This is a genomic window from Vibrio variabilis (assembly GCF_003263785.1).
GTDB classification, from domain to species: domain Bacteria; phylum Pseudomonadota; class Gammaproteobacteria; order Enterobacterales; family Vibrionaceae; genus Vibrio; species Vibrio variabilis.
The window spans coordinates 70,629-96,358 of record NZ_JYJK01000007.1; the positions used below are offsets into that span (position 1 = coordinate 70,629).

The following is a 25,730-nucleotide window of genomic DNA, read 5'->3' on the forward strand; positions in this document are numbered from 1 at the left end:
TGAAATAGCAACATCCGTCGCAATCCCAGCTCTCACAAGCTGCTAGATATAGAAGTAGGGCAATGGCATATGCAACCATAGGCTTTTGAGTGGTTGATATTAAGGTATTTTGCCGGATTTTGGGAATGAATAAAAAGTTAGCTGTGGTAGCTGGTCTACTGGGTGTCTTCGCTCTGTTCTATTTGGGTAAACGAAGTGGAGAGGAGCTTGCCTTGCCAAGCTGTGAGGTGATGGAAAAGGTGGAAACGCCGATCCACTTTTTTACTGGCGACTTTGTCAGTGATGAAAGACTTCAAGAATATGTCGATTATTCAAACTTGGTGCTCGACAATTCTTGTATACCCATGAGGAGAGTTATTGCAGGCGTGACTCGCATTGACCTCAAGGAGTTTGAAAGTCATGATACTGGCCGTTTACATAAGCAATTAATCGACACCGTTGGAGAAGCGACCTTGCAACCGATGCAGAAGAAAGGTCGATACTATGGACTCATTCTACCTGAAGGCCATGCTTTTGGGAGAGGCGGGTTCGTAGGCGAAGCACATTTGAATTTTAGTCGTAGTTTTTTTGTAATGACCGCAGATGCCCGTGATGCCATTTTAGAGCATGAACTGGGTCATTTAGCCTGGGCATGGCACAACGATGAGCCCATTCATTGGATAAAAGGTATGCTGTTACCCGAATTCCATAGCTTCATAAAGCCTTACGCCTTTGGTGCTTTGTGTCGCGAGGCGGGCACTGTAATGACTTATGCGGATAAATCACTACCCATATATTCATCCCCAGGTATTAAGTACTACGGCACGGCTTGTGGTGATGCAGACAGCGCCGACAATGCTCGTCATATGAGAGAGTTTGCGATGTCACTGATGTAAGTATCAATGACATCTGCAGATTAAAGAGCACGGTGAGCAAAGAGGGGTATTATTTTGATGCTAAATGATCAACTGCGTGCTGAACGATCGTGTGCGAATCTAACATGGATTTTTTCACTTGTATGATTTTGTCTTCATTACCAAATCTGCAGTTGTTGAATAGCACATAGGCGAGACCAATATCTTTTAGTATTCCCCGCAGTTTAGGTTCTCCTTGCAAAAGCAGCTTTCGCTCAATCTGGTCTACTTTATCGACTTCGACAGCGGCTTTGGTCGCTGCCATCAAACCAGAAATGGCCAGTCCTGGTATTAAAGCTAGGCCACCGGTTAGTACCGATGTCGCGGTAAGTAGCGTTGTTAGTAAGACGGGTGCAAAGCTGCCGGCTACCCAATACTTATCATCCCAGGCATCCTGGGCTTTTTCTGCTATCCACTCTTTAGCACTGCCTCTGTTATGAACCGCTTTGCCGGTGTTTTTTCTCAGTGTTTCAGCAATGTCCATATCTTCTGAGCCAACCTTTTTGCCGGTGAGTTTACCTGCACCCCATTGGCTTACCTTCTTAACTCCTGTTCCGGTCACACTGATGCCCGCGTTGACCGCTCGTCCAGCTAAATGGTTCCCCACACCGTTAGCAACAGGTTTGAGAGCCATCCCACCAACCGATGTACCAACACCAAGACCGAAACCAACGACTTGTTTGGCCACTGCTTTTGCTTTGGCGGCATTTTGGTTAACCATGGTCGCGTAATCGGTTAGTGATTTAACAGACTTCTCGCTAGCTCTAGAGCCATGCCAAGGTTGGCGCATTCGGCAATGAGCTTGTTCTCACCCATGTCATAACGGAGGATATCGAAATTAGGGGATTGGGCGATCAGCTTATAGACTGCTCGAGCGTGAGGGGTGAGACTTTCCCATGCGTCAGGATCGAAACCATTCGGTACTTTAGCTCTTTGTACGACACTGTTTGTCGATAGCTTTGGCTGAGAAGCTTGGTTTGACGGGCGCTGAAGGGGCGCACTCACCACATTCATGAGACGATTGTCTATGAGGTGAGGTTGGCGTTGAGCTGTGGTGATGTTGTCGGTGTCTGCTCGTTTGTCTGATAAAGGTTTAGAAGAGGTATCGCGACGCTGTGTTGTAGGTGGTTGCTGCGATTTATTTTTGGGCTGTGATTCAAGCAAATCTGAATACATGTTGCGGCCTTCCTGTTTCCTAATTGGCGTAGAGTTGTTGCCACCAGCAAAGGCAACAACAGTATTCACATTAGGTTAGGAAGGATCGATTCAGTTTCTACTATTTACAGTACAGTTGGTGTTTATTTTTTTGCATTGAGCTCTGCGTAAGAGTGCAATAAATCATTGAGCGTCTTCACCCAACCTAGAACATCCTTCGGCCTATTGTTCAATAGGACTTCAACGTGGTTGCAATGCGTTTGCAATGGGATGGCGCTTTCCAAGTTGAAGGAAACCGCATAAAAGTGCCATAGAACAAGGCGCGTCATACGTTCACTGTTCTGATTTGCATTGTCCGAATCGTCAAATGCTTGCTGGATTTCGCAAAGCGCAATCGCCGTCATTCTTAAGATGGCATCGAGTTGTGTCGCTAGCATGCGATCTTCGTTGTCCACTTCTTCCTGATCGAAGGTAAAAAGCTCGGTCATCACATCTTCAGGTACCATGCGGCTGATCATACGCGCAGCGAACTCTTCTAGCTCTTGGCGTGGCATAGTGTTGAGGGTATCGAAGGTGTAATCTGGGATCATAAATGCATACTCTTACTATCGGTTAAGGCGAGCATTGTAAGGAGTTAGCAGTGATTTTCCAGCTTTTAGCATTCTATATTGAAAAAAGAGCCACAACGATGTGGCTCTTAAGGTGCTATTAGGGCTTGAAATTAGTTTTGATAGGTTATATCGACTAAGATCGATTGGTAAGAGCTATTGCCTTCTTTATTAGTGACGGCTTTTGATTGGCTGTCACGTTTGAGCGTGACAGTGTAGGTTGGGTCACTCTCGTAACTAGTACCTTTTGCCATGTTTGCTTTCGCATCGATCATTTGCTGAGCAAGGTAACGGTAATTATCTTGTTTAGTGTACAAAATATCATCGTTGGTTAGCGGTGCGATTGTTTCATCAATCTCGTTGTTGGAAGACTCTTCGCTAAATTGAATGTCGTAGCTTAACTGAGACATATCAACATCAAGCCTATCGCCTTCGCGCAAAAAGTGGGTTTTCACATCCGTAATCCAAAGTGGTTGCTCTTCTGCGAGGGAACTGCCCGCCATATCAATGATATAAACACCGTTGGCGCCGACAACGGACATAGAAATTGGGGACTCATCTTGCGCTCCGACAACCTGTTTCACAATCAAGGCGGTTGTCTCGTCAATACCGAAACCAAAACGCGTCTGTTGCTGTTGCAGCAGTTTAATCAAACGAGTTTCTCGAGCACGCTCAGAGAAATGGGTATCAGTGACCCCCAAGGTAAATAAACCAAGACCACCGGTTGCCACAAAAGCACTGGATGGATAGCCGCCAACGAGAACATCGTAGTTGGTGCCACCATCAATCATAGGGTTAGTGTTTGCATTGGCGTCTAATTGACCGCCGGTCATGACTGCGGTACCCGCGCTGCTGCCACCCACTAATAGTTTGCCCTCTTCGTATCGTTGACGGATCAGCGCCATTTCTTCACTGTCTCCAAGTGTGGTAATGAGGCTATCTAAGCTTCGGCTTTGACTTCCGCCGTTTATGAAAAGACCGTCGGCGGACGCAATCAGCTCTAGCAGGCTTGACGGCGTTTCACATGCTTGCTGTTTAATCGCGGCGTAATCGGGGAAATAGATATCTTGATGAGGCTTACCGGCATAGATGTCGTGAAATAGCTGCAAGTCTTCACAGCGTCCAGTGTCTACCGCTTGTCGATAGGCTCGATCGATAGGAAGCCACGAGCTGTTTGCACCTGCTTGCTCAAAAATATCTACATAGAAATCGGCAACGTCGTAATTGTTGTTCGATGATGAAGTCATGACAAGGACAGTGGGTTTTTCACCGTCAGGTTTGTTTTCTGAAGCGAGAGAAACAAAAGCCTGATAAGCACTGATAGAGTCCTCGCTGTAGGTATCAGAAAGTGCAACTCGCTCGTGAGGGCGTTGGTAAGCTACATCATTGCGCAGCGCTCTAAGTAGACGATATTGGTCTTCAATAGTGAGAGAGTTAAAGGCCGGTGATAGCGCGTTCACCAAGTCTATATAGGGATACTGCTTATTTTGTTCAAGCGTGCTGATTGCCGCTGAAACGGCGCTGTTTTCTGCGAATACATCAAGCAGTAAAGCGAGGTTTGCAGAGTTTGGAGTGTATTGAATTAAGCCATCGTCCATCTTTAAATAGTGCAGCGCGTCCCATTGATCAGAGGATGAGCTGTACCACAAGTAATCGCCATCAGCGTCTACGCCGTCGATTTTGGTGTTAACGCTAGTGACAGAGACATTGATAAACGCCGATTTAAAGGCATCCCAAGAGTCATATTTAAGAGAGGGGTTTTCGGCTTGTAAGGTTTGAAATGTGTTTTCAAGGGCGCTTTGCCACTCGGGTTCATTTTGCCATGCACTTGTGCTGAGCACGCGCGTTACATATTGTTCTGAAATGGATACCGCTTCGGATTGTGGTGTGCGAATTGCTGCATCGTCGATGTCGGCAAACAGCGTAGAGCGAACTTTATCCCAATCATTGCAGTCTCCGGGTGTCATGGACGAACAGGCAGTCAAGTGACCCCCACCCAAAAATAGACGCTTAGTGTAGGTATCACTACTGCTTTGATTGTTTGCTTGTTGGTCGTTGTCGCTTTCACAAGCAGTTAATAGAACTAGGCTAGCCACGACGGTAGCAAGAGTGTGTTTTGTTTGCATAAAGATTCCCTTCATACTGACGAAATATCAGTACAGACAGTACAAAATAAGTCAGAGCCGAATACGCCATGACTCTGAATGTTGGTGAACTTCTGTGGTTCAATATTTTGAAAGAGAAGGGAGGGCTATTCGTTATACCACTCGCTCAATGCATGTCGACTGAGCTTATAGAAACCGAGAAAGGTGGAGTGCGTCATGACGGAAACCGCGCTTCGCTGTGCGAACACGTAATCAAATAATCGATTTTGTCGGATGACATGAAACACTGCGTTACCTTTGTGAGAAGTTGCTTTTCCGCTTTGCTCATTAACGTTGGATCTAAGGCTAACGATTTAATGCGTTGAATAAAGCAAAATGGTAGAAGGCATTCTTTATTTCGACAATATTAAATTTCTCGATATTCTGAATGCTTATTCATTAATGGTGATAGTATAGTTATATGGATAGCTAAATTAGTTTTGATACTGGAAGATTATTCAAAAAATACATTTATTGAATGAGTGATTAGCTTTGATAGAAAGATCACAAATTACGTGTCGCTGCTTTGTAGAAGTGAAGTAATATGGATAATTACGATGATTGTCACATTTATTAAATGTTTTACCCACTAGACTGACACGGTCTTTCTTTTCAATTGGGTACAGCTATGTCTCAAGTTTTCACACATGAACAAGTTAAACGGTTAATATACCGTGCATGCTTGTGTGCTGAATCTTGCATCACCGCTGTTACTTTTATTGGCTTCTATCGCCTCAGTCGCCACGCTCTCAGCGAATGGTGCAACGAATAACTTTCCGTTTTTCTGAGAATTAATGCTTTTTCCGTGCCTGTATACGGATGACGGCTATTGATTCGAATTAATAACAACTTTTTGAATTTTTTACTGTGCTATACGTGTTGAGGTATATAGCGTTGCACGTGTTTAGTTCAATTGTTGGTTGTTTCTATTTTCTCTTCAATATAAATGCTCACTTATTAGGAGTAGAGTATGTTGCACGTTATTAAAAATATTATTCTCTATGCGCCAGAGTATGTTGGCCTTCGAGATATTATAATTGGTGGTGGCAAGATTCTTAAAGTATCTACGCCAAATAACACCTACAGTGATGTGTTTACTGTTACTGATGGCGAACAAAATATACTTGTGCTGGATTTGTTGACGGACTTGTACATATTGTAGGTGGTGGTGGAGAAGGAGGCTTTGGTAATCGTACGATAGAAGTCACTGCACAAGAGATGTTAAATGCGGGTGTCACTTGCGCCGCGGGTGCACTAGGCACCGATTCCATCACGCGCTCGGTAGAAAACTTGCTGGGTAAGAGCCGTGAGTTGACAAAACAAGGCGTATCCACTTATTTCTACACAGGTTCGTATCATCTGCCACCCTGCACGATAACCGATAGCATAGAGCAGGACATTTTGTACCTGCCTGATGCGATTGGACTTGGGGAGCTCGCGCTGTCCGATCATCGAGGCTCAGTCGTTCGCTTTGAAGACTTATACTCAATTGGTAGAAGTGTACGAACCAGCGCAAGCCTAGCGGGTAAGACAGGTGTCGTGCTGTGTCACCTTGGTGATGAACAAGAGCAGTTAAGTTTGCTTAGCGAGGTTATTAAAAACAGCGACTTACCTCAGACACTGTTTTGGCCTACCCATATTAACCGGAATCCGAGGTTGTTTGAGGCGGGTATCCAATTTGCACTAGACGGTGGTTTTGTCGATTTTACCACCAGTACAAACGCTGGGTTGTTGGCCGATGGCGAAGTGGCATGTGCCAAAGCGCTCAGCTCGATGTTAGAGGCCAGCGTACCAATCGAACAAATCAGTTTTACCTCTGACGCCAATGCAAGCCTGCCGAGATTTGACCCACATGGCAATGTAATAGGGACTGACAGCGGCAAAATCGACAGCCTATTTCAAGCCGTGGTCGACGCTGTAATGCTATATGACATTCCGCTCGAACTCGCACTGCGTTGTATTACTTGTAACCCTGCAGCTCGTTTAGGTCTTTCCAATAAAGGCCGAATAGAACAGGCACGAGATGCTGATTTTGTGATGCTAAATCCCACCGATTTTTCAATTCAACAAGTTTGGACGAATGGTATCGCGCGGCTTTCCTAATTAAGACGCGCATTAGAATATTATCAAGGAGGTTATTATGACCACAGAAGTGACAACGCAATCAAAAGGGTGGACATTTAAAATGCCCACGGTTTATACGTTGCTGTTTATTATCACCGCATTAGTCGCGTTGATGACTTGGTTTGTACCTAGTGGAAAATACGACTATCGAACGGCAAACAGTGGCGAGGTGATCAGCGCTGAAAATGTCAGCAGTTATTCCGGTGGCGAGCGACTTCTGCCGATTCCGGGTACTTACCAAGAGCTAGAGAGCAATCCGCAAGGCGTGTTCGATGTATTTGCAGCTCCACTCTCGGGCTTTGGTGATGCTAGCTCTATCATCTTGTTTGTACTAATGATTGGTGGTTTTTTGAATGTGACAATTCAAACAGGCGCCATGGATGCAAGTGTCAGCGCGCTGTCTAAGCGTTTTACGGGCAAAGAGCAGTGGCTGATCCCGATTTTGATTTTCATTTTAGCGGTGGGCGGCAGCACCTACGGTATGAGTGAAGAAACGGTGAGCCTTTGGGTTATTTTACTGCCGCTGTTTATCGCTGCGGGTTACGATCGCTTAGTCGTCGCGGGTATTATTCTACTTGGTAGTGGCATTGGTGTCGCAACCAGTACCGTCAACCCATTCGCCACCGGTGTGGCCTCACGCTTTGCTGAAATTCAGCTTGGTGATGGGATTGTGGTTAGGTTGTTCGCGTTTGCGGTGCTTTATTTGGTGACTTGCGTGTTTATTATGCGCTATGCCGCTAAGGTAAAAGCCGACCCGAGCCAATCATTACTCAGTGATATTACGTTCTCTGATCAGTTCTCTGCTCAGCCGACGGCCTTGCCATATACGAAGCAACACAAAATCACAATGACCGTGTTCTTTGGTGCCTTTGCACTCATGATTTATGGTGTGATCCCTTGGGAGGACATCGGTGTCACGTTTGTACCGGCGCTCAACTGGTGGTTAAAGGAAATCTCGATAGTCTATTTAGTTGCAGCTATTTTGATTGGTTTGATCAATCGTATGCCTGAAGAGCAGTTTGTTCGTTCCTTTATTGCAGGCTGTAAGGACATGATTGGTGTCGCCTTGGTTATCGCTGTTGCCAAAGGCATCAATGTCATCATGAACGACGCCAATATTACCGATACTATCCTGAGCTGGGCAGAAGGCATGGTTGTGGGCCTCGACAGCGGCGTGTTTGCTGTCGTAAGTTACATCGCGCATATAGTGTTGGCATTCTTTATTCCTTCGAGCTCAGGTCTAGCGACGGTCTCGATGCCTTTGATGGGGCCGATGAGCGATTTTGCAGGCGTCAACCGAGATATCGTTGTAACTGCCTATCAGTTGGGTTCGGGTTGGATTAACTTGTTTGCGCCGACTGCTGCTACAGTTGTTGCTGGGTTGGCGATTGCCAATGTGCATATGGACGCTTCTTCAAGTGGGTCATGCCTTACATTGTGGTCGTGTTTGTAAGCTCCTGCGCTATTTTGTATATCGCTGCCTAGGTGTTTTCACTTATGATCTCAACAAGCGCTGTTGCCGATTGGTGATGGCGTTTTTTGTGTTTGAACCATTGTCATTTTTCTTGAACCGCAAGGTGGAAAAACGTTAGCGATTCATCCGGGTTGGATCCAAACCGATATTGGTGGTGAAAATGCCACCTTTACTGCAGAGGAAGGTGCGTTAGGTATTATCAGAGTGGCAGAGAGTCTCACTTTAGAACAGACAGTTACGTTTCGAGTACTTGATGGTGCTTCTATCGAATGGTAGTTACTGCTTTTTCAACCAACTAAAGATATCTCTTAACCTATGCGGTGGGGTCGAACTATCAATATTATAGATAGTACTGTTGTGTCACGGTCAAAATACTTAATAATTAAGTCTAGGTATACTATAGTTTGATTTTTATTCGATATGCGTCTGTGTATATAAACGAAGTAAGGTCTTTTATGGAGTCATAAAAGACCTTTTAATTTTAAATTAGGAACGAGTAATTTAATTACTCTTTAAAAGAATACTGCAGCACCTAGGAAGAAGTGCGTGCCTTTCGACTCTACGCCAATAGAGCCATCACTGAAGTTCAAACCATCGTTAAGTTTTAGATCGTCTGTGTAGCTTTCCAGGTAAACTTCACCCCATGGTACAGGAGCGTAGCAGCGCCAAGGTTAAACGATGTCATTTCAGTCTTAGTGCGGCTAAGCTTTTCATCTTTTTCTTCAGCCATTTCGTAGCCAGCGTAAATACGGAATGCGTCTGACAGGTACATATTTGCACCAAAACCGAATGTGGTCGTTTTCGAATCAAAAGCGTTTAGACCATCTTTAGCGGTAAACTCTTCGTATCGAGCAGAAAGAGACAATGCTCCTTCTAGCAAATGTTGCTCAAGTGCTAGCGCGTACTGCTTAACCTCTGCGTCAGTAGCTGTAATTGCCGCTGAGGCAAGAGGAATGCCAAGAAGATCAATGAACGAACCGTTGATATCGTTAGCTTGGTTGTAAGCTGCCGCTAAATATGTACCAGTTTGTTCAATAGTATAAGCAACTGCTGCACCATAGCCACCTTTAATTGTAACTGTAGGGTTAGTTTCTGTAGGATTAACTTGAAGCAATGAGCCAAAGTTCAGTCCGTTACCACCAAAAGTAATTAGGTCATCTACGCTGCGGCGAGCTTGATATTGAAGGCCTACGTAAAGGTTATCAAAGTCATTTTGCCAAACAACCGTGTTTTGAGAGCGGCGGCTTCCTAATTCGTCAGATTGCATCATGTTAAGACCGCCAACCCAATAAGCGTAGTAACCCTTGTCTGTTTTCATATACGGACTTTCTTGGCGACCAATGGTAATTGAGCCAAAGTCATCGTGACCGAAACCAGCGAATGTTTGGCGTGCAGTTAGCGCGCGACGCGTATCAAGGTCTGTTGATGTTGAGAAGTCCACATCCCATTCAACCTTTGCTAGACCATACACTTTGCCCATTTGATGTTTGATATCAAAACCAAACCAAGAGCCTGGGTCTTCAATGTGCGTTTGGTCTGAGTTATAAGCAAAGCCTGCATCATTACCGATAATAGTTGATTCATCGTAATCATACGCACTGACTTGAGCAGCGATTGCGCCATACATGTTCGCGCTCGTACCCTCTGCATTATACAACTCAATAGCAGCAACTTGCGATGCAGCAAATACACTCACTGCCAAGGTAGAAAGTTTGAATAGACTTTTCATATGTATTCCTTTTTATATTTATTCCGTTTTTCGGATATAAGAACCCCCTTCAAAAATATTTCTATTTTTGAATACCACTGTTGGGGGACATTATTGGAGAGTTGGTTCTATTCGCGTTGGGGAATATTCCTTCGCTCTTAATAAATCTGTTTGTTGATATTAGTGTAAGGTATTTTATTCAAACGTGTGTTTAATCTTGGTCACATTTATCAAAGGAGTGAATGCTGACCTATTTGTAACTTTAATACTTGGAGCGGTGTAATCTATGTGTTACTGATGGTTGTTGCGGTAATGTTAAGTGTGTTTAAGTTAGTGTAAAAGCTCTGAGGTTTTTAATGAGTAATTTATTAGTTATTAATGCTAGCCAGCAGTCTTTTCATTCCATGCGCATCTAAATGCCCATCGTTTTTCTTAGTAGCACGTAAGTATTGATACGCGATGATGAGTTTGCGGTGGGTAAGGGTGTCACTGTCAGCGAGTTTATTACCTAGCACGGTTTCATAAGCGAGCTGATAGGCGGGCATATCAACCACTTCAGCTTGACGATATAAATAGCCGCAACCAGTGGCGAGCCACTCTAGTGAGCAGTTGGCTTTCATAGCGATTTGATTGGCTTTTGCTAAGCTTGGTTCACTGCCTTTAAGATATTTGCGTATAAGCGCTTCGGAGAGTTCAACACGGCGAGCAAAGCCACTGACGCTTTCTTGTCCAATCAATTCTTTAAGTCTTTCAGCAAAGCTCACAACTTCGTACTCCAGTTCGTTTTTTCGAATTTTACCCGTTGTGAGCCTTGGGAAACAAGCTTAGGATGTGGGCAGATTTAAATAAGGAGATAACCCATGGTTTCTAAAGTAACGATGGCGCCAAATGGGCCGGAATTTTCCGAACTGGTTCAGGGGTATTGGCGTTTGGCTGATTGGGGCATGACACCGCAAGAGCGTTTGACCTTCCTTAAACAGCATATCGAACTGGGTGTGACGACGGTTGATCATGCCGATATTTATGGCAACTATGAGTGTGAGACACTGTTTGGTGAAGCGCTAGCATTGGACCCATCTGTCCGTGAGCAAATCCAAGTCGTTTCAAAATGCGATATCAAGCTTTGTAGCGATAAGTTTTCCGATCGTAAGATCAATCACTACGATACCAGCGCGAAGCACATTTATGAGTCTGTAGACAACTCTCTACAAAGATTGGGTGTGAACGAGCTAGACGTTCTGCTTATCCACCGTCCTGACGTTTTGATGGACGCGGATGAAGTTGCTGACGCGTTTAATGAGCTTTATAAAATTGGTAAAGTGAAACACTTTGGTGTGTCTAACTTTACACCTCGTCAATATGAGTTATTGCAATCGCGATTGAGCAAATCACTGGTGACGAACCAAGTTGAGATCAACCCGCTTAACTTTGAGGTCGCTCACGATGGTACTTTAGATCAACTGCAGCAACTGCGTGTCAAGCCAATGGCGTGGTCTACGCTTGCTGGTGGTGAGATCTTTAATGGTCAATCAGAGCAAGCTCAGCGTGTTCGCAACGAGCTTGAAGCGATTCGTGCTGAAGTTGGTGCAGCAAGTATCGACCAAGTGATTTACGCTTGGGTTATGCGTCTGCCTTCGAATCCATTGCCTATCATTGGCTCTGGTAAAATTGACCGTGTGAAGGCGGCTATTTCTGCGTTAGACATTGAGTTGACGCGAGAGCAGTGGTATCGAGTTTGGGTAGCATCTAAAGGTCATGGTGTGCCATAGACCCTCCTGATACTTTGAACCACAAAACGCCACAAAATTGAAAGATTTTGTGGCGTTTTTCTGTTGTGCATTGCTTTCGTAGTATGATGACGTAGGTTCTGACTCATCGTTTGATACAAAGTTGGACAATACTGGTGTTTTCTTTACTTACTGAAAAATGTTATAACATAACAACTGTTTGTTTTTCGATTCACTACCATGAAGCTTCTTCGTCCTGCACTGATGACTACCGCTGTCATCGCTCTCTCTACTGCTTCTTTAATTAGCTTTCTGCCTGACCCGACACCGGAGCCTATTAAAATAAAGATAACTCCTTACGAAGGTGAGGCTGTTTCAAATCCTGTTGTAAATCTAGAGCAGCAAAAAGACCATTCAACCCGAGTTCACTACTTTGTTAAAGTTGGGGATACCTTAAGTACGATTTTCTCATCATGGAACCTTGGCTATTCTACGCTCCAGCATGTACTAGAGGCTGATCTAAACGTACTCAAACTCGACACAATCAAACCGGGTGATCATCTTGAGCTGGTCATCGATCCAGAATCAAAGCAGTTGCAGTCGATGATTTTCCACGAAAGTTTGGTCGAGCGAGCTATTTATACAAAAGAGTCGGATGGCTCGTTTGAGTATCGTTTTGAAGAAAAAAAGGGGGAGTGGAAGGAAACGCTATATTCAGGCACGGTTCACGGCAGTTTTTCAACCTCCGCGCATCGAGCTGGCCTTTCAACAAGACAGATTGCCAACATTACACAAGTACTAAGAGATAAAGTAAATTTTGCCAGAGAACTGCGCGCAGGCGACCGTTTCGAGATTTTGGTTAACCATCAATACTTAGGTAATCATCCAACCGGTAATGCAGAAGTTCAGGGAATCTCTATTACGCTTGGTAATCGCGAGGTCGCGGCATTCTTAGCAGAGGATGGTCGCTTCTACGACCGTGAAGGAAACAGTCTAGAGCAAGCTTTTGACCGATTCCCCATAGATAAAGCCTATCGCCGAGTAACCTCGCACTTCAATCCTAAACGCAAGCATCCGGTAACGGGACGCATTTCTCCGCATAACGGCACCGACTTTGCAACGCCCGTAGGTGCCCCAGTTTATTCAACTGGTGATGGTAAGGTAACGGCTATCCGCAACCATCCTTACGCTGGCAAGTATGTGGTCATTGAGCACAATAATGTTTACACCACACGCTACCTTCATTTATCCAAGTTTCTGGTGAGGCAAGGACAGCAAGTGAAACGTGGCCAGAAGATTGCGCTCGCAGGGGCAACAGGTCGACTGACTGGCCCACACTTGCACTTTGAAGTCTTGGTGCGTAACCGTGCAGTGAATCCACTAACGGCAGACCTTCCGTTGGCGACATCTATTCCAAAAGAGGAGATGAGCCAGTTCTTAGCGCGTATTACAGAGTTTGATCGCCGAGTGGCCAACAAACGCATGGCAAACCAGGAGCCATCTTCGAAAGACACTGACGTATAGTCTCTTTTTGGGATCTCATTCGCGCTCGCTCTCATATCGTTCGAATCTTAGACGATAATTTTGCTTGAATATGCTACTTGGTTAACATAGTTTGTGGTGTGGTTGAATTACAATCGACGCCAAATCAACAGTTTGATTGTCAGGAGTGCCTTGATGCAAAGGATTGAAAACTGTGTATGCAGTGTATGTTGTGCTGAAACGAAACACATTGTGGTGCTGGTTGAAAAACCAGCGCTAGCGGAAGGCGAACATTCACAAGACAGCAGCGCGTTTTTGGCCAACCTATTAAAAGGCTGGGTGTTTGGTGGATTAATGACTTCTACACATGCCTATTCATGTCACCGAGTCTGTGAAGTGTGCGGTACCAAGACCATTGAGGATTATGTAGAGTGACTGGTTTAACTGGATTATTAATTGTTCAGTTTGATGGCCAAACGGTCAATGTAGTAGAGATTGTGCGTGAAAATCGCGTGACATCGTTAGAGATTAGTTGAGGAGGTGGGAGGTATTGACTACAATGAGCCACTTTTCACTAACTCATTCAGGTTATCACCATGAGCGACAACGCAAAGCCAGAATTACCAGATCATCTATCAGGCAACCCTCGTAGCCCACATCACGTGGCTGAGTGTTTTGAACACCAAATTGGCATTCGCCTAAATGGTAAAGAGCGCACAGACGTTGAAGAATACTGCATCAGCGAAGGTTGGGTTAAAATCCCTTCTCCAAAAGCGAAAGACCGCTGGGGTCAACCTATGCTGATCAAACTTAAAGGTACAGTTGAAGCGTATTACGTTTAATTGAAGCCAAAAAGAAAAGGCCAGTCACTTTATCAGTGACTGGCCTTTTTTATAGCGCTTGCTTTAGATTGCTTGTTTCCAACGAAGCGTTATTTCATTTGCTCAACTTGTTTCTGTAGTTGATCAAGCTGATGCATTTTGCCTTTGAGACCCAGAGATTGGTAATCAATCGCCGCTGGGTTCATCATTTGACCTTGCTGCAATGGGTAGTCTGGTAGCGTCTTGAAGAAATCACCTAGTACGTCTTGAATCGGTACGAATAGCCACATGTTGTCAGCCATCCAACGTAGGTACATGCCAGACTCGTGTGGTGCTTTCTCAAATGGGTCAGCACGTAGGTGGATGATCTTCGGCCAGTTAGGTGCAAATCGAACTGCATCAGTGATGTTACCCTCTAAAGTAGCAAAGTGCAGTTTCCAATCGTTCCAACGCACTGCGTTTAGCTCACCATTCGCAGTGAAGTAAAGTAGCGACTCACGCGGCGCTTCATCCGTTTTACCTTCGAAAAACGGTTTGAAGTTGTAACCATCGATATGTACACGCCAGTCTTTACCGTTCGCTTTGTAGCCTTCTGCCAGTTTTTCTTTAACATCAGCACGCCCGCAGCGGCAAGTAGTGTTGGTAACCAGTCTTGGTGCGCCATCATTTCGTTGATCTTGGTACCCGGTTCAATGGTACCCGGCCAGCGAACAAGCTGAGGAACACGCATACCGCCTTCCCACGTTGTACCTTTCTCGCCATGGAATGGAGTTGCACCGCCATCTGGCCAACTTACTGTTTCTGCACCGTTATCCGTAGAGTAGATAACGATAGTGTTGTCAGCAATCTTCAACTCATCCAGCTTGTCTAGCAAGATACCTACGTGGTCATCGTGCTCTAGCATGCCGTCAGCGTAGATAGAAATGCCAGACTTACCTTGATATTTTTCTTGTAGGCGAGTCCACACGTGCATACGCGTCGTGTTGTGCCAGATAAAGAAAGGCTTGTCCGCTTTGACTGCTTTTTCCATGAATGCCAGAGAAGACGCAAGGAACTCTTCGTCCGCGTGTTCCATACGTTTACGTGTCATAGGACCGGTATCTTCGATCTTTCCGTCTGCGTAAGACTTGATGACACCGCGAGGACCGTAGTTTTTACGAAACTCTGGGTCTTTTGGATAGTAGTAAGTTTCCGGCTCTTCTTCGGCATTCAAGTGGTAAAGGTTACCGAAGAACTCATCAAAACCGTGTTGAGTAGGAAGATGTTGGTCTTGGTCACCAAGATGGTTTTTACCGAACTGAGCAGTGACATAGCCTTGATCTTTCAGAAGGTCGGCGATGGTTGGTGCCCAGTCAGGGATACCATGAGTAGAGCCTGGCATACCGATGGTGAGTAGACCAGTACGGAAAGGTTCTTGACCAGTAATAAAGGCCGCGCGACCAGCGGTACATGATTGCTGACCGTAATGGTCAGTAAATAGGGCACCTTCATTAGCAATACGGTCAATGTTTGGGGTTTCGTAGCCCATCATGCCTTGGTTGTATGCGCTAATGTTCCAGTAACCAACATCATCACCAAAAATCGCTAGGATATTAGGTTGGTCGGCTGCAACTGCTGCTGAAGAGGTTGCAACCAGGCCTACGCCCATTGCAATCTTACTTAAGTGGTTCGCCATTCGAGACTCCATCGTCTTTTAACTTATTGGATTTGAACGAGACACCCAAAGGTATCCGGATGCTTGGCACTTTAGGCGAGTTGCAGTTGGAAGTCCTCTTATAGAGACTATAAAGAAAAGTTATAAAGCATGCTTATCTATCTGATATTTTAGGGTTTTAGCTATGAAAGGCCTAGGAAAGCTTACCGAATGGCATGTGATTATTGTCGAATAATTTAGCTTTATTGCCAGATGACGTTTTCAAGAAAAGTCGTTGCGTTAGTGGTAGTTATGCATGTTAGCGACTATATGTTAATGGGCAGGATGCAACCAACTAACGTAGAGGTTTACATGACAACGACAACAAGGTTTAAGCGGAGCTTAGCTGTATTGGCTACCGCGTTAATTGGTGTTTCAGCAAGTGCGTATGCCGAGGATAAGCCTAATATCCTCGTTATCTGGGGTGATGACATTGGTCAATCCAACGTCAGTGCTTACACATTTGGCTTAATGGGTTACAAGACGCCAAACATCGATTCCATTGCTAAAGACGGAATGATGTTTACTGATTATTATGGCGAGCAGTCGTGTACGGCTGGGCGCTCGACATTTATAACCGGTCAAAGCGTACTTCGCACAGGTCTGAGTAAAGTCGGTCTTCCTGGCGCAGATTTAGGTTTGCAAGCAGAAGATGCCACGATTGCAGAGCTACTTAAGCCCCACGGCTATATGACCGGGCAATTTGGTAAAAACCATTTGGGTGATAAAGATGAGTTTCTACCCACCGCCCATGGCTTTGATGAGTTCTTTGGTAACCTTTACCACTTGAACGCTGAGGAAGAACCAGAAAATATTGACTATCCAAAAAATCCAGAGTTTCGCAAACAGTTTGGCCCTCGAGGCGTCATCAAATCATTTGCTGACGGCAAAATTGAGGACACAGGACCTTTAACTCGTAAACGCATGGAAACGGTAGACGAAGAAACCTTGTCGGCGGCACTCGACTTTATGGATCGTGCTGTGGCAGCAAAGAAACCGTTTTTTGTATGGTGGAATGCGACGCGTATGCACTTCCGTACCCATGTTAAAGATGGCAATTTGGGTAAATCAGGCATCAGCTTTTATGCCGATGGCATGATTGAGCACGATAACCATGTTGGGGAGTTGCTTAAGAAAGTCGACGAGCTAGGCATTGAAGACAATACCATTGTGTTCTACTCCACAGACAATGGTCCACATATGAACACCTGGCCGGATGCTGGTCTTACGCCTTTCCGTGGCGAGAAAAACACCAACTGGGAGGGGGCTTACCGAGTGCCAGCAATGGTTAAGTGGCCAGGCAAAATCGAAGCGGGCAGTGTGTCTAACAACATTATGCACCACATGGATTGGCTACCAACTTTCCTAGCCGCAGCGGGTGAGCCAGATGTGAAAGAGAAGCTACTTAAAGGTCACCAAGCCGGGGACAAGAGCTTCAAGGTTCATTTAGATGGCTACAACTTCTTACCGTATTTAACAGGAGAAACGGAAGAGTCTCCACGTGCGGAAATTTTCTACTTCTCTGATGATGGCGATCTCACCGCCCTGCGTTATAACAATTGGAAGGTAGTGTTTATGGAGCAGCGCGTAGAGGGAACACTGCGCATTTGGGCAGAACCGTTTGTTACGCTACGTGTACCGAAAATCTTCAACCTGAGAATGGATCCTTATGAAGTCGCTGACGTGACCTCTAACACTTACTATGATTGGATGCTCGACAGGGTATATCTACTTGTACCAGCCCAAGCATATGTAGGTAAGTTCCTAGAGACTTTCAAAGAATATCCGCCAAGGCAAAAAGCAGCGAGCTTTAACTTGGATGAGGTGATGGAGAAGCTACAGACACCGACCAACAAGTAAAGTGATGATAAAAAGCGCTCCCAACGACTGGGAGCGTTTTTATTTGGATTCTTTTTCACACTTATTACATAAACTTGGATGGATTTAGCGAATTGATACAGTAGACTGACTACTATAACTCACAATGAATACCCGTTATTTCGATTTATCATGCTGCTAACCGCCACTCCTACCGCCGAAATCTTTACTCAACACGAGTTCCGAACCATTGAATTGCAACCGCATTGTCTAGTGCTGCATTCTGTTCGAGCGGAGGTACGAATACCTTTCTGTGAATGGAGCGGCAAACTCAGCGTGAAGCGCGGCCTGATTTGGTCTTCAATTACCGTTCATGCCCATGAGAGTGATGATAAACAGGTGTGTTGGGTCGTACAAGGTCTGCCATGGCAGGAAGCGCAGCGTTTTGCCAAGCAAGCCGTCACGGTTTACCAAAACTGGCATCGAGAACAAAGTGCCATGCTTAAAACCTACTTACCAAAGTGGGAGCAGGAGTTGACGAGATTGCGTACGCTGCCTCAGTTCTTACCGCATTCGATGATGACAGCATGGGTAGATGAGGTAAACAGTCAGTTTCTAGAGATGAACATGTCTATCTCGGAAGCAATGCGTACTATGCCGAATCGAATTCAAAAGCTATTACCATGGCTAGATGAAACGCAGCAAGCACTGGAAGAGCGCAATACCCAATGGCTAGTTGATGAGCGTGAAAACTGGCAGGTGCTTTTTACTCAGTCAGAATCGTCGCCAATGAACGACTCGCAGCAAATGGCCGTTCTGCACAACAATGATCAGAATTTGATTTTAGCAGGGGCTGGTTCAGGCAAAACCAGTGTGCTAATGGCAAGGGTTTCGTACTTGCTGCAAAGTCATTTAGCACAACCAGAGCAGATACTTCTTGTTGCTTTTGGCCGTGATGCTGCCAACGAAATGCGTGAACGACTAGAGAGAAAGCTTGGCAAAACTGCCGATGATATCGCGGTACTGACTTTCCATCAGCTTGGTCTACAAATCCTCAAAGAGACAGAAATCCAACCGCCGAAGCTTACGCCGCTCGCTACAGAGTCAGCACAGAAAAACGGTTGGTGTATTGACTGGCTGAAAAAACATTGGATGACGCCCACCAACTTCAAGCGTTGGCAAAAGCACCTATCTAAATGGCCTATTGCTTACCTAAAAGGCGATGAAGAGCTTGGCAGTCAGAGCGAAAACCCTAAGTTAATCGCATGGCTTGAGCAGCAGCTCGATCAACTGATCGCAACAGGGCTGAGCAAAAAAGCGATTCAAGAGCGACTCATCGATGATGCCGAATACACGCGCTTAAACAGTGAGTTAGCCTTGTGCTGGCCTTGCTATCAAGCTTGGCAAAAGATGCTCAAAGACAACGATCAGATCGACTTTACCTCGATGATCACCAATGCCACTAAGCGAGTGACGTCGAAAAAGTTCACCTCACCATGGAAGTTCATCATGGTCGATGAGTACCAGGATATCTCACCGGATCGACTGGCTCTAGTGCAATCTTTGTGTGAGCAGCAAGATAACAAAGCCTCGCTGTTTGCGGTTGGGGATGATTGGCAGTCAATTTATCAGTTTACTGGCTCCGATGTGGATTTGACCACCGAGTTTAGTGACCGTTTCCCTCATTCATCGGTACATTTACTCGATACGACTTATCGCTTTAGTGACAAACTCAGTGCAGTGGCGTCAGATTTTATTCAGGCTAACCCAGCGCAAATCAGGAAAGAGATAAAAAGCCACAAAGCGGTGAAGCAAAAAGCGGTAGTGATTGAACACGGTAATCGAGTGGAGAAGATCCTCGATGATATCAACAGCAAGGCAAAGAGTGCTAAATCGGTGCTACTGCTTGGTCGTAATCATTATCATAAACCAGAGCTCTTTAGCGATTGGCAGAAGCGGTTTATTAATCTGTCATTAGAGTTTATGACCTGTCATTCGAGTAAAGGTAAAGAAGCCGACTTTGTTATTATTGTGAATGCCGATGAAGGGCAGTTCCCTGCTAAGCGCAAGTTTATCCATTTAAGTGATGCGCTAACGAAAGGCTCGGATGACTATCCTTACGCAGAAGAACGGCGCTTGTTTTACGTGGCGATGACCCGTGCGAAAAGTCGTGTGTGGATAACCTATCAATCGACTCCGTCACCATTTGTTAGAGAGCTTATGGATCATGAGTTAGTCATGGTGAAAAAATAACTTTGTGGATTATTGGCTATGAACATTGATTATCTACGTTTATTCATTCGTCTAGCGAGTACCCATAACATCAGTCAGGCAGGGCAAGAGCTTGGCTTGTCGCCTGCCGTGGCGAGTGCCCATATCAATAAACTTGAGGAAAGTGTCGGTGCAAGGCTAGTACATCGCACCACTCGAAAAGTATCCCTAACGCAAGAGGGGGAGGCGTTTTTACCTCATGCAGAAAATGTCGTTGATAGTGTTGAACTCGCCAAAGCTTCTATTGGCGGGCAGGGGGCATTAGCGTCCGGCACGTTGCGAGTGACAGCACCTTCGTCTTTTGGACGTATGCATTTACTGCCAGCTATGAACGCATTTATGGAGCAAAATCCAGAGCTTTCAGTCGACCTACGCTTTTCTGATTCGATTGTTGATTTGGTGGATGGCGGTTTTGATGTCGCCATTCGCAACGCCGAACTAAAAGACTCGAGTTTGATTGCCAAAAAATTAGCACCAGACCATCGTATCATCTGTGCTTCACCCGATTACCTGGCTAAATATGGAACGCCCGATTCGCCGCAGGCTTTAAAAGATCATCAGTGCATTAGAATTACTGGTATCGACCATTGGGATTTCAAAACGGCGAATGGTGACATCAGCATTAAAATCACGGGCAAAATTCGTTCAGATAATGGCGATGCGATACGTGAGCTTTGTATGGCAGGTCATGGTATTACAATGAGCAGCACATGGAGTGTGTATCAGCAAATAAAAAGTGGGGAGCTGGTGGAGATTTTACAGCAAACCCCGTACCAATCGGATACCGCTATTTGGGTGTTGTACCCAAGTTCAAGGCTCGTTGCCCCGAAAGTTCGAGCCTTTATTGATTTCTTTAGTGACTACTTTGGTACGCCCCCATACTGGGATTTATGATACAAACCCACTTTGTTTACTTTATCAAAGGTACTGATCAAGTGCAGACATGACAGCCGCTACCTTGGTGGTGTTCTGAGCATCGCTGTGCGGCTTAGCAAACTGGCCGATGTCGTTATCAAAATAGAGACCGCTGGCGTTGGCAAACTCATCCGACAGTGCAGCTCTCACAAGAATGTCAGCACCAATATTGAGATCGTTACCGGCGACGCCATATGCCTCTTTAACCATTTTGCTGGCCAAGAAGGAAGCAGGGTTTACAGCAACAAACACTGGCCCGTTTGGGTACTCAGCCGCCAAGGCCTGCGTCCACATTGTAATCGCCAGTTTTGATTGTGCATACGCGCCATTGTCAGAGAGCACCGGGCGGCCAACCATTGCTTGAACATCAACAGGTGCTTGAGCCGCGGATGATAAGTTCACTACGCGGCCATTACTGTTTAATAGTGGCAGTAACTGACGAGTCAGAATGTATGGGGCGATGGTATTGACCGCAAAACGTACATCTAGGCCGTCTTTTGTCAGAGCGTTCGGTGTAGCAAAAACGCCGGCGTTGTTGATAATCACATCGAGCTTACCGTGCATCTCTGAAACTTGAGTGGCCAGTTGGCTTACCTCGCTCAGGACAGATAGGTCAGCGACATAGCTTTCAATCTTGGCATTGCGATTTAACGCTGCAACTTCTTCTACCGCGGCATTGAGTTTCGCTTCATTGCGCCCATGCATTAGGATGTGGTGACCCTGTAGAGCAAGCTTTTTTGCAGTTTCTAGGCCAATACCATCTGTCGCTCCAGTCAATAAAAGTGTTTTTTGCATGGGGTTAGTCTCCTGATGAGTGAACATCTATAGGTTAGGCGATAAGAGGTTTCTCACCAAGAAGCGAGAATAGTAAACAGTTTTTAGATTTTGTTGATAATAAGAAAAAGCCTTTGCGCTGGGCAAAGGCTTGGTAAGGGTAATCTGTGTTTGAGTTAGGACTAGATTTTGTAGCTCGATACCACATCATCCATATGTTGAGTTTGCCCCGAGACTTTTTGAACCTCTTCAATACAGGCATTGGCGTTGTTCATATTGTCAGTGGAGATCTCATTCAGTTCAGTAATCGACTCGCCAACCTGGTTCATAACAATGCCTTGTTCTTCAATGGCTGCAGCGATTTGCTCTGAGTTTGCTTGAATTTCAGACATATCAGTAGAAATCTGTTGTAGTGCTGTATCTAACTTGGCAGAGGCGGATAATGTAGCTGCACCTTGAGTATTGCACTGCTCAATATCATCAACCACTGTGGTCATTTGAGATTGAATGGCGGTCACCAAATTGGTGATTTCTTCGGTAGATTGGTGAGTTCGGCTTGCCAATGCTCGAACTTCATCAGCAACCACGGCAAAACCACGACCTTGCTCACCCGCACGCGCCGCTTCAATGGCGGCATTCAGTGCCAAGAGGTTGGTTTGTTCTGCAATATCTTGAATGATATGCACCGCACCACCAATTTTGCCTACGTGGTCACTCAATGAGCGAATTTCATCATTGCTTTCAGCGAGTACGGCAGACAGTGATTGAATATTGCTCACCGTGTCATCAACAAAGGTACGGCTTTGCTGAGAGTTGTCCGCAGCCTGGTTAACCACATCGGCTGCTTTATGTGTGGTTTGAGAGATCTCATCAATAGTGGTCACCATTTGCTGAACGGCAGCCGCCATTGAATTGGTGTGATCGCTCTGGCTGTGGAACTGTTCAACCACATGTTGAAGCTCGGAGCTCATGTTGCTGCTGCTGTGTTTCAGTTGGCTAGATTGCTGCTGCGTATCGGCAACCAGCGCTCTGAAACTATCGAGTAGGCTATTGACCGCGCGACCAATCGAAGCGATCTCATTTTTGCCCTCTGATGGCACATGCAGTGTCAGATCGTTAGAGCGAGCGATGGTGGAAATATTGGTTTGCAATGCATCAACATCACGACTGATAGAGCGAAGGATAACGCCTATTAAAGCGACGATCGCCAAGATAAGTCCGCCGGAGATGACCCATTTGATTGTCGTTAGACTCGCTATTGCTTGATCCAACGCGTTGTGAACGGTTTGATTAAAGGCTTTGAAATCGGATTCAATACTGTGAGAGCGGCTACGGGTCTCACCTAATAAACCTTGGTCGTATCTATAACCAATGATGGAGCGTTGCGTTAACACCTCCTGGCCTAGTCGATCTAGCGTCGCGATGCCACTTTTGTCAAAAGTGATATCAGAACCCGTAAGCACCGCTTTTTCTAGTTCGACAAGAGATAGTGTCAGATTGTTACGCTGCTGCTTCTCTAGCTCGAGCTTGAACTGCTCCAAGATTCCGTCATTCGGTGTTAGGCCAAGTGCTTTATAAGCCTCGACCAGGTTGGTAAATGCGCTACGATATTCTGCCAATTCGCTATCAAGTTGATTCGGTAGCGGAACGTTAGACGCTTCAAGCATTTGTTCTAACGCACGTTTCTGTTCAATGAATAATCCAGAATTTGTGTTGAATTTGTCTAAGTACTTTTCATCTTTACGGAGTAAGAAGTCTTTTTCGTTGCGGCGAAGGTTAAGAAGCGTGACTTCTAGTTGCCCAAGTTGCGTAACAGCATTGGAAAGGTTGTCGGTAGTTCGGGCGAAGTAGGTACTGGTTCCCAGTACAGCGAGTATCGCCAATAGTGACAGCGATCCTAAGAGTAGAAGTTGATGCTTAATCTTCATAGTGAGCCTTAACTAATGATTTATCCGTATTGAAACGCCGTGACTGAAGAGGGATCAGTAGACGCAAAGTTTTGTTATTATCTGAACTCGGAGCCTTTCGGGTGCGCAATATAGCAAGTTATTGATTTTTAGTCTTCATTTGCAATAGCAAGAAAAAGAAATGGAATCGAGTGCATATAATTCGACCTGATAGAACCGTTTGTTGATATTTATATCGGTAATGGTACGCCGTTCTTTAGCGAACGGTGTAGGCTTTAGCGCACAAAAATGAACATTAGAGGTTAACGTCTTGTTACAGCTAGAAAAATACGACGCAATTATTTTTGATATGGATGGTACGCTTTTGGATACCATGCCGAACCACGTAAAAGCATGGGAGTTAACTGCTGAACACTTTGAATTTCCATTTGATCGCGCTTGGCTGCATTCGCTTGGTGGGATGCCGAGTTATAAGATTGCGGGTGAGGTGAACCAGCGATACGATCTGAGTTTGGATCAGCAAACTGTGTCGTCCTTCAAAATGGCGACGTTTGCAACATTGCCATTTCATGGTGCTCCAATTATGCATACTTACGAAGTATTTAAGCAATATCAAGGCCAGAAGCCTATGGCGATTGGTACAGGCAGCCAGCGAGACTCTGCAATAAAGTTGCTTACTGAAGCAGGTGTGTTGGAGGCGTTCGACTGTGTCGTTTCTGCAACCGAGGTAACTAGCCACAAACCGAATCCAGACACCTTTTTGATGGCAGCGGAGAAAATGGGCAAGCAAGCCTCACGCTGCGTTGTTTTTGAAGACACGAAACTGGGGCTGCAAGCTGCCCACGCGGCAGGCATGGATTGCTATCTAGTCACTGAAACCGACTTTGAGTTTTACCCTGTTTAAAAAAAAGCCCTACCAATGAGGATAGGGCGTTTTGTTAGAGTATTTCTAACTCTATCATTAGACAGCGAGTTTATTGAATCTCAAGCAACTCAACATCAAAAATCAATACTGCTGAAGGGGGAATTGGGCCGCTACCACCTTTGCCGTAACCTAGGGTACTAGGAATGTATAGACGGAACTTGTCGCCTTCAGACATGTATTGCAACCCTTCTTGCCAGCCTTTAATCACTTGGTTAAGACCAAAGCTGATTGGAGCGCCGCGATCAACAGAGCTATCAAAAACGGTGCCATCGATGAGTGTCCCGTGATAGTGGACTTTTACTTTACTCTTAGCTGTTGGGGTTTCCGTGTTCTCACCTTTATGAAGGATTTCATATTGAAGGCCACTTTCGGTGCTGATCACACCTTCTTTTTTAGCATTTTCTAGCAAAAACGCCTGACCTTGTTGGAAGTTCTCTTCACCCGCTTTGCTGTTGCTCCAAGTGCGATAAATCATGAAGGCTGCCAGCAGCAGAACGATGACCGGGATAAGGATTTTAGACACAATCTTTCCTTTTATTTTGTTTTTAAGAAATTAATGGTTTCGGCAATTTCATCGATACCCTGATGACCAGAGACCATGACTTCATATTTGCCGTTGACAATGAAGGTTGGGACCGCATTAATTTGCGCTTCAATTGAGACTGACTCAGCCACTTCAAGGTAGCGGAACAACTGCTCCTGTTGAGCTTTATCGAGTTCGTACGGGCTTACCATGTCGCGAGAGTGGAAAATACGGTCAAGTTCCGCTTTCTTTGCTTCGCCATCTAGATCACGGTCTTGAACCAAAGCGAAAAGGTTATCTTTCATATCTGCCGGCACGATACCGTTTTCTGACTGCATTACAGCAGTGTAGAAAATCATCGCGGCAATTTTAGCACTGTCATTGAACATCACGTGCAGTTTGCCAAGCTTCTCACCTGTCTGTTCTTCTAGAGCGGGTAACATAGGCTCTAGGTTACGACAGTGGCCGCAACTTAAAGAGAAGATCTCAGTGACTTGTGGAAGGCGGTAAGTTGATAAGTTGGTGTCCAGTGTACGATATTGTTTGCCTTCAACTGGGGTAGATGACTCGCTGCATGCAGCAACAGCTACAACCAGCGCTAATATAGAGAATGACTTAGAAAGTGTTTTTAACATAATAATGCTTCTAAATGAATTTAACCCAACGAGTTTAACGTTGAATGAGTGAACCACACAAGAGGGGAAAAGACGAAAGATTTATTGTAAAGCTTTGAGTAAATCGGTCGATAAAAGATCACGTTCAAAAGTG

At 45.3% G+C, this 25,730-nt stretch carries 22 protein-coding genes and 1 pseudogene; 12 read left to right on the top strand and 11 right to left on the bottom strand.

Annotated elements, in window-relative coordinates; translation table 11 throughout:
* Positions 1–125: 125 nt before the first annotated feature.
* On the top strand, positions 126–875 hold the full coding sequence (locus TZ48_RS01340; protein WP_112477971.1) for a hypothetical protein: 750 nt from the start codon (positions 126–128) through the stop codon (positions 873–875).
* A gap of 49 nt (positions 876–924) precedes the next feature.
* On the opposite strand, the gene TZ48_RS01345 is transcribed toward TZ48_RS01340, so the two are convergent.
* The 4 genes from TZ48_RS01345 to TZ48_RS01360 all read right to left on the bottom strand — a co-directional run bounded on the left by TZ48_RS01345 (position 925) and on the right by TZ48_RS01360 (position 4,782).
* Positions 925–1,683: a hypothetical protein gene (locus TZ48_RS01345; protein ID WP_162674444.1), complete on the bottom strand. Its 759-nt coding sequence runs from the start codon at positions 1,681–1,683 to the stop codon at positions 925–927.
* Positions 1,629–2,069: a hypothetical protein gene (locus TZ48_RS01350; protein WP_112477973.1), complete on the bottom strand. Its 441-nt coding sequence runs from the start codon at positions 2,067–2,069 to the stop codon at positions 1,629–1,631. The genes TZ48_RS01345 and TZ48_RS01350 overlap by 55 nt, the downstream gene beginning before the upstream one ends.
* A 122-nt stretch (positions 2,070–2,191) precedes the next feature.
* Complete coding sequence (locus TZ48_RS01355) at positions 2,192–2,638, bottom strand: exoribonuclease R (protein ID WP_112477974.1); 447 nt, start codon at positions 2,636–2,638, stop codon at positions 2,192–2,194.
* 131 nt (positions 2,639–2,769) lie between these two features.
* On the bottom strand, positions 2,770–4,782 hold the full coding sequence (locus TZ48_RS01360; RefSeq protein WP_162674445.1) for a cyanophycinase: 2,013 nt from the start codon (positions 4,780–4,782) through the stop codon (positions 2,770–2,772).
* A 988-nt stretch (positions 4,783–5,770) separates the two neighbouring features.
* On the opposite strand from TZ48_RS01360, the gene TZ48_RS01365 reads away from it, so the two are divergent.
* From TZ48_RS01365 to TZ48_RS01375, 3 genes are read left to right on the top strand one after another with little or no spacing between them, the layout of a single operon-like run.
* Positions 5,771–5,962 (top strand): hypothetical protein, encoded by a 192-nt coding sequence (locus TZ48_RS01365; RefSeq protein ID WP_112477976.1) that lies wholly within the window; start codon positions 5,771–5,773, stop codon positions 5,960–5,962.
* A complete protein-coding gene (locus TZ48_RS01370; RefSeq protein WP_112477977.1) occupies positions 5,956–6,903 on the top strand; it encodes an amidohydrolase family protein in 948 nt (315 codons plus the stop codon). The genes TZ48_RS01365 and TZ48_RS01370 overlap by 7 nt, the downstream gene beginning before the upstream one ends.
* Before the next feature lie 37 nt (positions 6,904–6,940).
* A complete protein-coding gene (locus TZ48_RS01375) occupies positions 6,941–8,377 on the top strand; it encodes a YfcC family protein (RefSeq protein ID WP_239670652.1) in 1,437 nt (478 codons plus the stop codon).
* A gap of 625 nt (positions 8,378–9,002) precedes the next feature.
* On the opposite strand, the gene TZ48_RS01380 is transcribed toward TZ48_RS01375, so the two are convergent.
* Together TZ48_RS01380 and TZ48_RS01385 are read right to left on the bottom strand one after the other, a co-directional pair.
* Complete coding sequence (locus TZ48_RS01380) at positions 9,003–10,127, bottom strand: porin (RefSeq protein WP_112477978.1); 1,125 nt, start codon at positions 10,125–10,127, stop codon at positions 9,003–9,005.
* Between the two features lie 347 nt (positions 10,128–10,474).
* Positions 10,475–10,870, bottom strand: coding sequence for an XRE family transcriptional regulator (locus TZ48_RS01385; protein ID WP_112477979.1), 396 nt, complete (start codon positions 10,868–10,870; stop codon positions 10,475–10,477).
* A gap of 96 nt (positions 10,871–10,966) precedes the next feature.
* Here TZ48_RS01385 and TZ48_RS01390 point away from each other — a divergent pair, with 96 nt between their 5' ends.
* The 4 genes from TZ48_RS01390 to TZ48_RS01405 all read left to right on the top strand — a co-directional run bounded on the left by TZ48_RS01390 (position 10,967) and on the right by TZ48_RS01405 (position 14,157).
* Positions 10,967–11,875, top strand: a complete 909-nt coding sequence (locus TZ48_RS01390) for an aldo/keto reductase (RefSeq protein ID WP_112477980.1) — start codon at positions 10,967–10,969, stop codon at positions 11,873–11,875.
* Positions 11,876–12,073: 198 nt separating this feature from the next.
* The gene (locus TZ48_RS01395) at positions 12,074–13,357 is read left to right on the top strand and encodes a peptidoglycan DD-metalloendopeptidase family protein (RefSeq protein WP_112477981.1); all 1,284 of its coding nucleotides are present in this window, start codon (positions 12,074–12,076) and stop codon (positions 13,355–13,357) included.
* A 153-nt stretch (positions 13,358–13,510) separates the two neighbouring features.
* Positions 13,511–13,750: a hypothetical protein gene (locus TZ48_RS01400; RefSeq protein ID WP_112477982.1), complete on the top strand. Its 240-nt coding sequence runs from the start codon at positions 13,511–13,513 to the stop codon at positions 13,748–13,750.
* Positions 13,751–13,911: 161 nt separating this feature from the next.
* A complete protein-coding gene (locus TZ48_RS01405) occupies positions 13,912–14,157 on the top strand; it encodes a DUF3297 family protein (RefSeq protein ID WP_112477983.1) in 246 nt (81 codons plus the stop codon).
* 89 nt (positions 14,158–14,246) lie between these two features.
* Here the strand turns inward: TZ48_RS01405 and TZ48_RS01410 are convergent.
* Positions 14,247–15,811, bottom strand: a pseudogene (locus TZ48_RS01410) (arylsulfatase).
* A gap of 303 nt (positions 15,812–16,114) precedes the next feature.
* Between TZ48_RS01410 and TZ48_RS01415 the strand changes: the two are divergent.
* From TZ48_RS01415 to TZ48_RS01425, 3 genes are all read left to right on the top strand, one after another.
* Positions 16,115–17,689 (top strand): arylsulfatase, encoded by a 1,575-nt coding sequence (locus TZ48_RS01415; protein WP_420822916.1) that lies wholly within the window; start codon positions 16,115–16,117, stop codon positions 17,687–17,689.
* A 150-nt stretch (positions 17,690–17,839) separates the two neighbouring features.
* On the top strand, positions 17,840–19,900 hold the full coding sequence (gene helD / locus TZ48_RS01420) for a DNA helicase IV (protein WP_112477984.1): 2,061 nt from the start codon (positions 17,840–17,842) through the stop codon (positions 19,898–19,900).
* 18 nt (positions 19,901–19,918) lie between these two features.
* The gene (locus TZ48_RS01425) at positions 19,919–20,812 is read left to right on the top strand and encodes a LysR family transcriptional regulator (RefSeq protein WP_112477985.1); all 894 of its coding nucleotides are present in this window, start codon (positions 19,919–19,921) and stop codon (positions 20,810–20,812) included.
* 24 nt (positions 20,813–20,836) lie between these two features.
* On the opposite strand, the gene TZ48_RS01430 is transcribed toward TZ48_RS01425, so the two are convergent.
* Together TZ48_RS01430 and TZ48_RS01435 are read right to left on the bottom strand one after the other, a co-directional pair.
* The gene (locus TZ48_RS01430) at positions 20,837–21,628 is read right to left on the bottom strand and encodes an SDR family NAD(P)-dependent oxidoreductase (protein WP_112477986.1); all 792 of its coding nucleotides are present in this window, start codon (positions 21,626–21,628) and stop codon (positions 20,837–20,839) included.
* Between the two features lie 161 nt (positions 21,629–21,789).
* On the bottom strand, positions 21,790–23,535 hold the full coding sequence (locus tag TZ48_RS01435) for a methyl-accepting chemotaxis protein (protein WP_112477987.1): 1,746 nt from the start codon (positions 23,533–23,535) through the stop codon (positions 21,790–21,792).
* Between the two features lie 289 nt (positions 23,536–23,824).
* On the opposite strand from TZ48_RS01435, the gene TZ48_RS01440 reads away from it, so the two are divergent.
* The gene (locus TZ48_RS01440; protein WP_275426389.1) at positions 23,825–24,418 is read left to right on the top strand and encodes a beta-phosphoglucomutase family hydrolase; all 594 of its coding nucleotides are present in this window, start codon (positions 23,825–23,827) and stop codon (positions 24,416–24,418) included.
* A 70-nt stretch (positions 24,419–24,488) separates the two neighbouring features.
* On the opposite strand, the gene TZ48_RS01445 is transcribed toward TZ48_RS01440, so the two are convergent.
* Positions 24,489–24,962, bottom strand: coding sequence for a BamJ family beta-barrel-assembly machinery protein (locus TZ48_RS01445; RefSeq protein WP_112477988.1), 474 nt, complete (start codon positions 24,960–24,962; stop codon positions 24,489–24,491).
* An 11-nt stretch (positions 24,963–24,973) separates the two neighbouring features.
* Positions 24,974–25,597 carry a thioredoxin domain-containing protein gene (locus tag TZ48_RS01450; protein WP_112477989.1) on the bottom strand — a complete coding sequence of 208 codons (624 nt, stop codon included), beginning with the start codon at positions 25,595–25,597 and terminating at the stop codon, positions 24,974–24,976.
* Positions 25,598–25,730: the final 133 nt, after the last annotated feature.

Bases quoted from the DNA above. Each gene is read 5' to 3' on its own strand.
- TZ48_RS01340 (WP_112477971.1), top strand. From the start codon at position 126: ATGAATAAAAAGTTAGCTGTGGTAGCTGGTCTACTGGGTGTCTTCGCT.
- TZ48_RS01345 (WP_162674444.1), bottom strand. From the start codon at position 1,683: ATGCGCCAACCTTGGCATGGCTCTAGAGCTAGCGAGAAGTCTGTTAAA.
- TZ48_RS01350 (WP_112477973.1), bottom strand. From the start codon at position 2,069: ATGTATTCAGATTTGCTTGAATCACAGCCCAAAAATAAATCGCAGCAA.
- TZ48_RS01355 (WP_112477974.1), bottom strand. From the start codon at position 2,638: ATGATCCCAGATTACACCTTCGATACCCTCAACACTATGCCACGCCAA.
- TZ48_RS01360 (WP_162674445.1), bottom strand. From the start codon at position 4,782: ATGCAAACAAAACACACTCTTGCTACCGTCGTGGCTAGCCTAGTTCTA.
- TZ48_RS01365 (WP_112477976.1), top strand. From the start codon at position 5,771: ATGTTGCACGTTATTAAAAATATTATTCTCTATGCGCCAGAGTATGTT.
- TZ48_RS01375 (WP_239670652.1), top strand. From the start codon at position 6,941: ATGACCACAGAAGTGACAACGCAATCAAAAGGGTGGACATTTAAAATG.
- TZ48_RS01380 (WP_112477978.1), bottom strand. From the start codon at position 10,127: ATGAAAAGTCTATTCAAACTTTCTACCTTGGCAGTGAGTGTATTTGCT.
- TZ48_RS01390 (WP_112477980.1), top strand. From the start codon at position 10,967: ATGGTTTCTAAAGTAACGATGGCGCCAAATGGGCCGGAATTTTCCGAA.
- TZ48_RS01395 (WP_112477981.1), top strand. From the start codon at position 12,074: ATGAAGCTTCTTCGTCCTGCACTGATGACTACCGCTGTCATCGCTCTC.
- TZ48_RS01400 (WP_112477982.1), top strand. From the start codon at position 13,511: ATGCAAAGGATTGAAAACTGTGTATGCAGTGTATGTTGTGCTGAAACG.
- TZ48_RS01405 (WP_112477983.1), top strand. From the start codon at position 13,912: ATGAGCGACAACGCAAAGCCAGAATTACCAGATCATCTATCAGGCAAC.
- TZ48_RS01415 (WP_420822916.1), top strand. From the start codon at position 16,115: ATGCAACCAACTAACGTAGAGGTTTACATGACAACGACAACAAGGTTT.
- helD (WP_112477984.1), top strand. From the start codon at position 17,840: ATGCTGCTAACCGCCACTCCTACCGCCGAAATCTTTACTCAACACGAG.
- TZ48_RS01425 (WP_112477985.1), top strand. From the start codon at position 19,919: ATGAACATTGATTATCTACGTTTATTCATTCGTCTAGCGAGTACCCAT.
- TZ48_RS01430 (WP_112477986.1), bottom strand. From the start codon at position 21,628: ATGCAAAAAACACTTTTATTGACTGGAGCGACAGATGGTATTGGCCTA.
- TZ48_RS01435 (WP_112477987.1), bottom strand. From the start codon at position 23,535: ATGAAGATTAAGCATCAACTTCTACTCTTAGGATCGCTGTCACTATTG.
- TZ48_RS01450 (WP_112477989.1), bottom strand. From the start codon at position 25,597: ATGTTAAAAACACTTTCTAAGTCATTCTCTATATTAGCGCTGGTTGTA.